The sequence below is a fragment of the Streptosporangium sp. NPDC004631 genome (assembly GCF_053601935.1).
Genome location: NZ_JBSGCR010000015.1, coordinates 78,356 through 87,840 on the forward strand (window position 1 = coordinate 78,356; position 9,485 = coordinate 87,840).

General features: G+C 70.3%; 8 protein-coding genes. 4 read left to right on the forward strand and 4 right to left on the reverse strand.

The window, feature by feature from the left end:
• Window positions 1–13: 13 nt before the first annotated feature.
• Window positions 14–1,060, forward strand: a complete 1,047-nt coding sequence (locus tag ACWEF2_RS17385; protein WP_453816305.1) for an FAD-dependent oxidoreductase — start codon at window positions 14–16, stop codon at window positions 1,058–1,060.
• Here ACWEF2_RS17385 and ACWEF2_RS17390 read toward each other — a convergent pair.
• From ACWEF2_RS17390 to ACWEF2_RS17400, 3 genes are read right to left on the reverse strand one after another with little or no spacing between them, the layout of a single operon-like run.
• Window positions 1,044–1,715, reverse strand: coding sequence for a hypothetical protein (locus ACWEF2_RS17390; RefSeq protein ID WP_453816307.1), 672 nt, complete (start codon window positions 1,713–1,715; stop codon window positions 1,044–1,046). The genes ACWEF2_RS17385 and ACWEF2_RS17390 overlap by 17 nt on opposite strands.
• Window positions 1,716–1,742: 27 nt before the next feature.
• Window positions 1,743–2,585, reverse strand: a complete 843-nt coding sequence (locus ACWEF2_RS17395) for an AfsR/SARP family transcriptional regulator (RefSeq protein ID WP_453816309.1) — start codon at window positions 2,583–2,585, stop codon at window positions 1,743–1,745.
• 29 nt (window positions 2,586–2,614) lie between these two features.
• The gene (locus ACWEF2_RS17400) at window positions 2,615–2,953 is read right to left on the reverse strand and encodes a hydroxyisourate hydrolase (protein WP_453816311.1); all 339 of its coding nucleotides are present in this window, start codon (window positions 2,951–2,953) and stop codon (window positions 2,615–2,617) included.
• 283 nt (window positions 2,954–3,236) lie between these two features.
• On the opposite strand from ACWEF2_RS17400, the gene ACWEF2_RS17405 reads away from it, so the two are divergent.
• Both ACWEF2_RS17405 and ACWEF2_RS17410 read left to right on the forward strand, forming a co-directional pair.
• Window positions 3,237–3,371 (forward strand): hypothetical protein, encoded by a 135-nt coding sequence (locus ACWEF2_RS17405; RefSeq protein WP_453816313.1) that lies wholly within the window; start codon window positions 3,237–3,239, stop codon window positions 3,369–3,371.
• A 512-nt stretch (window positions 3,372–3,883) separates the two neighbouring features.
• On the forward strand, window positions 3,884–6,973 hold the full coding sequence (locus tag ACWEF2_RS17410) for an AfsR/SARP family transcriptional regulator (protein ID WP_453816315.1): 3,090 nt from the start codon (window positions 3,884–3,886) through the stop codon (window positions 6,971–6,973).
• A 36-nt stretch (window positions 6,974–7,009) separates the two neighbouring features.
• Here ACWEF2_RS17410 and ACWEF2_RS17415 read toward each other — a convergent pair whose 3' ends face one another.
• The gene (locus ACWEF2_RS17415; RefSeq protein WP_453816317.1) at window positions 7,010–8,650 is read right to left on the reverse strand and encodes a DUF885 domain-containing protein; all 1,641 of its coding nucleotides are present in this window, start codon (window positions 8,648–8,650) and stop codon (window positions 7,010–7,012) included.
• A 554-nt stretch (window positions 8,651–9,204) separates the two neighbouring features.
• Between ACWEF2_RS17415 and ACWEF2_RS17420 the strand changes: the two genes are divergently transcribed.
• The coding region (locus ACWEF2_RS17420) for a tectonin domain-containing protein (RefSeq protein WP_453816319.1) at window positions 9,205–9,485 on the forward strand (281 nt) is incomplete at its 3' end.

Sequence of the window (9,485 nt, forward strand, 5' to 3'; positions counted from 1 at the left end):
CGGAAGATGTGAGATGCCGAGAATCGCCGTTGTGGGCGGCGGGATCGCCGGAGCCATGCTGGCCTGGCGCCTGTGTGAGGTCGTCAAGGGGGGCGCCGTCCACCTGTTCACCGGGGAGCCGCACCGGTGGGCCGACGCCAGCGCCGCCTCCGGCGGACTGACCAGGGCCTTCGAGCCCGACCCGGCACTCTGCCTGGAGGCCGCCGACAGCCTGGCCGAGCTCCAGTCGAGCCCCGCGCTGCGGGAGTGGGCGTCCTACCGGGAGACCGGATCGGTGTACCTGCTCCCGGGACTGGGGCCGGGCACCGCGGGGCTGGTGGAGCTGGTGCGGAGCCGCATACCCGGCTCGATCTCCGTGCTCACCGCCGAGGATCTCAGCGCCCGCGGCACGTTCCGCGGGCTGCCCGAGGAGAGCGTGGCCGTCGTCGAGAAGCGCGCCGGCTACGTCTCGCCGAACGCTTTGCGCGACCGGCTCCTGGTCGAACTCGCCCGGTCGGGGGCGTCCGTGGTCGACGGGCAGGTCGACGCGGTCACCCGTGACGGCGAGGTCCGGCCGGCCGGCGGCGCCCCGGCCAGGTTCGACGCCGTCGTGGTGGCGGCCGGGGCCTGGACCCAGAGCCTCCTCGCGCGCACCGGCCTGTCGGACGCGGGGCTGCGCACCAAGGCGATCCAGTACGTGCTCGGGCCGTCCGCCGGGACGGGCCCCAGCGCGTTCGTCGACGAGACGTCCGGCCTGTACGGCAGGGCGTACGCCGAGGGACGCGTCCTGCTCGGGCTGCCCACCGACAGATGGGACATCACTCCTGGAACCGCACCGGCCGACCCCGTCCTCACCAGCAGGATCCTGGACGTCGCCGCGTCGCGGATCGGATACCGGCCGCCCGGAGGCGAGGTCAAGGCCGTCGCGGCCGTCGAGTGCTACCACCCCACGGGCGGGCTGTCCCTGCGCCCCCTGGCGAGGGGGATCTACACCTTCACCGGGGGGAGCGGCGGCGCGGGGAAGACCGTGCTCGCCGCGAGCCGCACGGCCGCCCGGAGCCTGGTCAGGTCGCTGCGGTGAACGCCAGATAGCAGTAGTCGTCCAGCATCTTCGCCAGCGACCGGCCAGGCCGGCCCAGTTCCACCGCCAGCGCCTCCTCGCGGAGACCGGTCTCCGCGAGGAGGCGCTGCGCCCACTCCCGGCCCAGTCGCAGATGGGCGCGGTAGGCGGCGGCCGTGCGGGCTCCGTGCAGGGCGTCGGCGATGGCGGCGTCCCAGGGCATCAGCGCGTCCGGGCGGAGCGCGTGCAGCAGCTTGGTCGCCGCGGTCGGTCCCAGCCGGCGGGGCCTGGTCCCGGGCGTCGCCGGCATCGCCGAGAGGTCCGCGTAGCACTCGCCCAGCAGATCGATCTGGGCGTCGGTCAGGCGCGCGAGCGTGGTGTCCCGGCCGGGCAGGTGCTCGTGCCGGCGGGCCCACCATCCGGCGGTCTCCGCGGAGAAGACGTCGTGCTCGCCGTCGCGCGGGTAGCGCAGCCGGCAGCCCCAGGCGTTCAGCCAGACCAGCAGCGCCCGGCGGTGGGCCGGGAGCGCTGGATCGATCCACGGCCCGGTCGTCAGCAGCAGCCGCTCCCAGGACCTGTCGGCCGAGGTGTACCCGGCGAACTCACCGACCGCCGCGCGCAGCCGCGCCAGGTCGGGGCACCGGCTCGGCGGGATCTGTCGAGGGTGGACTTCCATGTGCGGGTTACGCCTTCCGGTCCGGGGTCATCGTGGTCGCGGGCCGGTCACGGGCGGCCGGCTCTGGCCTCGCATGAGCGCGGCGAGCAGCCGCTCGGTGCGTTCGCCCGGCTCGATGCCGAGGTCGTTGCGTAACCGGTGACGGCAGAGCTCGTACCAGCTCAGGGCGCGGCCGAGCTCACCGAGCTCGCCGTGCATCATCATCAGGGTCTGGTAGGTGGCCTCGTGGTAGGGGTCGATCTCGATGGTCCGCCGGCACCAGTGCATCGCGGCCGGCCAGTCCTCGCGCTCCAGCGACTCGGTGCGCAGCACCGCCAGGGCGCGCAGGGCGGTGCTCCGCGTCCACTGCCGCTGTTCGTTGATCCAGTCGCCGGTCTCGCCGGTGAGGAAGTCCCCGGTGTACAGGTCGGCGGTGCGCTGGAACCACGCGATGGCGCCGTCGTGGTCCTTGGCGTCCCACGCGGCCCGGCCCCGCTCGAAGGCCCGCTCGAACTCCTCGATGTCCACCCACGCGCCGTCCGTCCGCAGCAGGTAGCCGCGATCCTGGTGGAGCAGGGTGAAGCCGTCCCGGTCCTGGAACTCGGTGAGCACCCGCCGTACGGCGTGCACGGCCACCTTGAGGGAGCTGGAGTTGCGGTCGCCCCTTTCCGGCCACAGCACCTCATACAGCCGGTCCCGGTGCACGAGCCGCCCGCGGTTGACCAGGAGGTACTGGAACAGGGCTCTGGCCTTGCCCGCGCGCCAGTGCGACACGGGCTGCCCGTCGACCTCCAGGTGGAAGTGGCTCAGGCAGCGGGCGACGACCGAGGGCGTGGCCTCGGGCGGGCCCGGGGTGTGGGAACTGAGTTCCGCCGATTGCTGAACAGGCATGATCGCTTCTCTCGGGAGAACGGACTCCATCAACCGCGGATGCCGAAATACGTTGAATACGAGTGGGGTGTCAGCACTACCTGGATGTGATACGGCGTGCGCTCGTCGTGCATCCGGAACACGACCGTGATCTCGGGGTAGGGCACGGTCATGCCGAGTCCGGCGAAATAGTAGTCGGTGGCGAGCACGAGCCGGTAGAGCCCCCGCTCCATGTACTCGTCCGCCCATTCCTTCACGTTTCCGTTGACGTCGGTCTCCGCCTCGGAGACCGACTGCCAGTCGGTGCCCGCGGCTCGCTCCAGGCGAACTCGGACACCGGCCGCGGATCGGCCGTAGACGCCGTCAAGTGCCTGTGTGGCGATGCTCATGGTGAGAAGCCCCATCTGTCTGATGCGGGGCCGCGTGAACGGTATCGCCCGGCCTCGGTCCCACCAGGTTCCACCGGAGCGTTATCGGTTCGCCTTCGCCCGGCTATTCATCGGCCGCCGTGACGGAAACCTCGGCGATGAGCTGGCCGGATACCGAATCAGAAGAGATCCGATAAGGGGTGGATGGGGGGAGTCCATAGGTTGGCGAAGCAGTCAGGCGAACGGCAATGAACAGCCACCAAGACACGACAAAGAGGTACAGAAAATGTGGAGCTTCGCCCGTGTGAACGTCCTTCGGCGCATTGCCCTCTTCGCCGCCCTCGGATGCCTCGGTCTCACCGCCGGCCTCGCCTCCTCGGCCGTGGCCGGGGGAGAGGCGAGGGTCGTGGTGGTCGCCGGCAACACCCCCTGGGGTTGACCCGCGCCCTCCGTCCTCGGCGACCGCCGGGGCGGGGTGGTCCGCCGGAGCGGCCGGAGCCGTACGAGGCCCGGCCGCTTCTCCGTGCGCGCCGTCCGCTCCGTTCACGCGCATCCACGGGAGCGAGTGTGTGATCACCGACGGTGCCGGGCGGGCCACGGGCACGGATGGCCTACCACAACATCCGGCGATGTCACGACGCGTTTTGACGGTCTTCCGTCGATCAGCCGGCCGTCACCAACCTCATGAACCTCATCGCCGAGTACCGCCAAGTCCGTACAAACCCCCTGCCCTCTCCCCCCGGTGACGTTGTATGATCACCGGGGGGTAGCGGTTCATGCACATAAGGCCACTCCTTGTGGGCGTTGGGCTATATGTTTAAGATTGCCAAGGGTTGGCCAATTAATATCCTTTTTGTCTGTTTATGCAAGGGTTAGACGCCTGATGTCTCTCTTACGCTAAAACGTGCGGTGAATTTCTAGACAGGCCGCGATTTCTGTGGGGAGATGCGGGTGGAGTATCGGATTCTCGGCCCTCTGGAGGTCGTTGTCGGTGCCCAAAGGCTCGACCTGGGAGCGCCCCGGCAACAGGTAGTCCTCGCCTGCCTTCTTCTGGAGGCCAACCGTCTGGTCACCATCGGGCGGCTGACCGACGCGATCTACGGTGACGACCTCCCCACCACCTCGCGCGCGCAGGTGCAGATATGCGTCTCCGCACTGCGCCGGCTGTTCACCGCCCACGGCAGCCCCGACGTCATCGCGACCCACTCCCAGGGGTACACCCTGCGGGTCGTCGACGGCCAACTCGACTCCCAGAGCTTCGAGAACCTGCTGAGCCAGGCCCGCGGAGCCCGCGAGGGCCGCCGGTTGGAGGAGGCCGTCGGGCACTACCGGGACGCGCTCTCCCTCTGGCGGGGTTCCGCTCTCGACGGCCAGGAGAGCCGGCTGGTACAGGCGGCGGTGGGCAGGCTGACCGAGCGCCGGATCACCGCGAGCGAGGACTGCATCGAGCTGGAGCTTGAGCTCGGCAGACATCACGAGCTGGTGGGCGAGCTCAGCGAGCTCGTCGAGGAGCACCCGCTCAGGGAACGGCTGCGCGGCCAGCTGATGCTCGCCCTCTACCGTTCCGGCCGTCAGGCGGAGGCGCTGACGGTGTACCGTCGCGCTCGCCAGACGATGATCGAGGAGTTGGGCATCGAGCCCAACGAGAGCCTGCAGCAGCTGGAATACGCGATCCTCAGCTCCGACGAGAGCCTCGACCTGCCGCCGCGGCAGCAACCGCGGCGCCATGAGAAGACAACAGAGGAGGCCCCGGCCGTCCGCCGGGCCGTTCCCCGGCTGCTCCCCACCGACATCGCGGACTTCACCGGCCGGATCAAACTGGTCGACGACATCCGCCGCCGGCTCACCTTCGCCGCGGAGGACCGGCTGCGGTTCGCCGTACCGGTCATCGCCGTCGCCGGCAAACCGGGGATCGGCAAGTCCACGATCGCGGTGCATGTCTCCCACAGTGTCGCCGGCCGATACGAGGACGGCCAGCTGTACGCGGACCTGCACGGGGGAGAGTCCCGCCCGCTCGGCTCCGGGCAGGTGCTGGAGCGTTTTCTCCGGGCGCTGGGCGTGCCGGGCACCGCGATACCCGACGGGGTGGACGAGCGGGCGGAGATGTACCGTGCGCTGCTTGCCGGGCGGAAGATGCTGATCGTCCTGGACGACGCCGGCAGCGAGAGCCAGGTGCTGCCCCTGCTTCCGGGCAACCCCGAGGCCGCCGTGATAATCACCAGCAGAATCCGGCTCGCCGGTCTTCCCGGAGCGATCCATTTCGACGTGGACGTCTTTGACTCCCGGCAGTCGGTGGACCTGCTCTCCCGCATCGCGGGCGTCGAACGGGTGCGGGCCGAGCAGGAGTCCGCGGCCGCGCTGGCGAAACTCTGCGGCCACCTTCCGCTGGCGCTGCGTATCGCGGGCGCCAGGCTCGCGGCCCGCCCGCACTGGACGATCGAGCAGCTGGCGGGGCGGCTTGAGGACGAGACCCGCAGGCTCGACGAGCTCAAACACGGAGACCTGGGGATCCGGGTGAGCATCTCCCTGACCTACGAGAGCGTCAGCGAGGACGCGCGGAGGCTGTTCAGGCGGCTGGCCATCCTGGAGTTCCGGCACTTCTCCGGCTGGGTCGCGGCGGCGCTGCTCGACCGCGACCCCGCCGACGCGCAGGACCTGCTCGACGACCTGGCCGACACCCAGCTGATCGAGACGACGGACGCCGGGTACGGCGTGCACAGCCAGTACCGCTTCCACGACCTGATCCGCGTGTTCGCCCGCGAGCGTCTCGCCGCAGAGGAGGCGGTCGCGGACCGCAACGCCGCGCTGGAGCGGGTGCTCGGCGGCCTGCTCTTCCTGACCGCGGAGGCGCACCGCCGCGAGTACGGCGGCGACTACGTACAGGTCCACAGCGACGCCCCGCGCTGGCCGCTGCCCGGACGGCTGGTCGAGCGGCTGGTCATGGCCCCCCTGCACTGGTACGAACGCGAACGGCTGACGCTGGTCGCGGGCATCCGCCAGGCGGCCCAGGCGGGATTCGTCGAGCTCTGCTGGGATCTGGCGCTCAGCGCGGTGACACTGTTCGAGTCGAGGATCTACTTCGACGACTGGCGGGAGACCCACCAGGTCGCCCTGGCCGCCGCCCGGCGGGCCGGGGACTGCCGCGGGCAGGCGGCGATGCTCTACTCGATCGGCTCGCTGTACATCGCCGAGCAGCGGTTCGGCGACGCGCGCCGCGACTTCGAGGCGGCGGCGGAGCTGTTCCGGGAGGCGGGAGACGATCCCGGAGTGGCCCTCGTCATCCGTAACATCGCCTTCCTGGACCGGATGAGCGGCCGGCTCGACGACGCCACGGAACGCTACGAGCGCGCGCTGGCCATCTTCCGGAGGACCGGCGACCAGGTCGCCTCCGCCTACGTGCTGCACAGCATGGCCCAGATCAGGCTGGACTGCGAAGATCTCGACGAGGCCAAGCGGCTGCTGGGCGAGGCGCTGGAACTCAGCAGGGTCGGTGGCAGCCGGCGGGTGGAGGCGCAGGTCCTGCACCGGCTGGGCGAGACCCACCTCCGCTCGGGCGAGCCGTCGCTGGCCGTCGAGGCGTTCGACCGGACACTCACCACCGTGCGCGACATCGGGGATCCGACCGGAGAGGTGTACGCCCTGCACGGCCTGGGCGTCGCCCAGTTGCGCCGGGGCGAGCTCGCCGAGGCCGGTCTCACGCTCCGCCGCGCCCTGGAGCTGGCGAGCACCGTGGGGGAACGGCTCGCCGAGGCGAGGGTCGTGCTCGGATTCGGCGAGCTCGCCCTGGCCTCCGGCCTGATCGAGGAGGCCGTCGGCCGCCTCCACCAGGCACTCGGCCTGTTCCGCGAGATCGACGCGCCGCTCTACGAGGTCCGCGTCCTGGTGATGCTCAGCGAGGCGTACGGCGTCGCCGGCGAGGCGGAGGCCGCGCGGAGCGCCTCGGAGGAGGCGCTCAAGCTGGTCGGCACGATGCCGCCGACGATCGCGGGGCGGGTGCGCGCGCAACTGGCCGGCCCCCTCATCACGCGATCCGAGCGGTAAGCCCGAGTACCGGGTCCCAGCGCCGGGGGAGCCGGGTCAGCCGATCCGGCGCAGCGCCTCGGCCAGGCCGGCCAGGCCGACGGGGCCGAGCTCCAGGGCGGCGGTGTGCCAGGCGCGCAGGTCGAAGGCGTCGCCCTGGCGCCGCCTGGCCTCTTCGCGAGCCTCCAGCCAGGCCCGTTCCCCCAGCTTGTAGGCGATGGCCTGGGCGGGCCAGCCGAAGTAGCGCACCACTTCGGAACGGACCCGGTGCGGTTCGCAGCGACCGCGCTCGCGCAGCACCTCGCAGGCCGTCTCGAAGGTCCACCTGGAACCGTCGGGGAGCGGCAGGCCGAGGTGGACGCCGAGGTCGATGACCACCCGGGCGGCGCGCAGGGCCGACCAGTTGAGCATGCCCAGCCGGGTGCCGGGGTCGGTGAACCAGCCCAGCTCGTCGGCGAACCGCTCGGCGTACAGGCCCCAGCCCTCGCCGTGGCCGTCCACCCAGGAGACCCTGGCGAACCTGGACAGGCTGTCCCCGGCCACGCGCATGGCACCGTACTGCAGGTGATGACCGGGCACACCCTCGTGGAAGATCGTGGTCAGCTCGCTCCAGGTGGCGAACCGGGTCCGCCCGCCGACCGGCCACAGGGTACGGCCCGGCCGGACCAGGTCCTCGCTGGGCGAGTTGTAGGAGGCCGCGCCGGAGGTGGAGCTCACGTCGACCTCGGCCTCGATGCGCCGCACCGGTGCCGGGATGTCGAAGTGGGTGCCGTGCAGTTGCTTGATCGCCCAGTCGTGGCGCTCCTGCAGCCAGGCCTGGTACTCCTCGACGGAGCCGACGGACTGGGTCTCGTTGAGGATCTCGGTCGCCTCCTCGATGGTCGCGCCCGGTTTGATCCGCTCGACCTCGGCGGCCGTCTCGGCCTCGATGCGCTCCAGTTCGGCCCAGCCCCACTCGTACGCCTCACGCAGGTCGATGTCGGCGCCCAGGCTGATCCTGGCCGCGACCGCGTAGCGCTCGGGCCCCACCGCGTCCACCTCGGCCGCCCTGGGCGCGTACTCCTCGCGCAGGTAGCGCGCGGCGTCGGCGTAGGCGGCGTGGGCCGCGGCCGCCGACCTGATCAGCTCGTCCCTGACCGGGCCCTCGCCGTAGGTGGCGACGAAGGCGTCGTGCGCCGGAGGGGTGTCACCCGAACCGGCGAACTGATCGGACTGGTCGGCCATGGCCAGCGCCTGCCTGCGGGCGCCCCGCAGGCCCGCCTCCAGGCCCGTCTCCAGGCTCTCCCGCCAGCCGGCGAGCATGGTGGGGATCGCCGCGAGACGGGCGGCGACATCGCGCCACTCGTCGTCGCAGCCGTGCGGGAGGAGGACGACGCTGGACCGCACCCGGTAGGGCAGTCCGAAAGGCGCGGCCACCCAGCGGAGTGGTTCGCCCAGGTCGTGCCAGGCGAGCTCGGCCTCCAGCCGCTCCCGCAGGTGGGCGCCCGCCCGGACGTCCGGCTCCCCGGTGGGGACCATCGCGTCGAGGCGGCCCAGGGTCGCGCGGATCAGCTCCGCCCGGGCGGCGCTCCCGGCCGGGCTGTGGTCGGTGGCGGCGACGAACTCGGACACGATGCCCTCGGCGCCCGCCGCGATCGGATCGAGCGCCGCCCAGCGGGTGACGTACTCATCACAAAGCGCAAAGATCGGAGTGCTCATGTCCGGAACGTAAAACGGCGCGGCATCCATCCCCCATCCATCCTCTATCGAGCCCTATCCGGCGAGCCGAGCCGCTCAGGGCCACGGCCCGGTCCGCGCCAGGCGCTCAGCGCCGGATCGATGAGCGCCCGGCGGGTGTCGGACAGGTCTCCGGGGTGCGGTCGCTGCTCGGCCACGCTTCCGGCGTACCGGGGATCACCTCTTCTCTCCAGAGCTTAATGTCGTTTAACAATTACATATGTTGATGTTCCTGGCATTTTAGGTGAGACAGGATTTTCCTGGATGAGACCGACATTTTGGAGCCTGCTCATCGAAGGCTGTCGTTTCGGAATCCATCGAAAGCGCACAAGTCGGGCGTGCGGGCTACCGAATGGATCGGGTGATTCCCCATCTCCTGGGATCAACCACCCATTTGGCGGGCGAGCATCAGAGGTGCCATACATGCTTTGTGGTGGAGTATCAACTACTTGTAATGCTTCTGCTCGCATGGCAATGTCTCGCTTGACTCTTTTTAACGGAGTCATCTCTTTCCTAAACGAAAGGATGGGCTCTATATGGCTCAGTGGAAAAACATCGCTGGAGGTCTCGCGGCGATCTCGGCCGGGTCCAGGAGCAACGTGTGGGGTGTCAACGCCGGCGGGAACATCTTCCGTTACACCAACAACGACGCCAGTCCCTGGGTTCAGATCCCCGGTGCCCTCAGTGACATCGGCGCGGCCTCCGACGGCACCGTGTGGGGTGTCAACTCCGGCGGGAACATCTTCCGCTACACCGGGGACCAGGGCTCGAACCACTGGGTGCAGATCCCCGGCGCCCTGACCCGGATCTCGGCCGG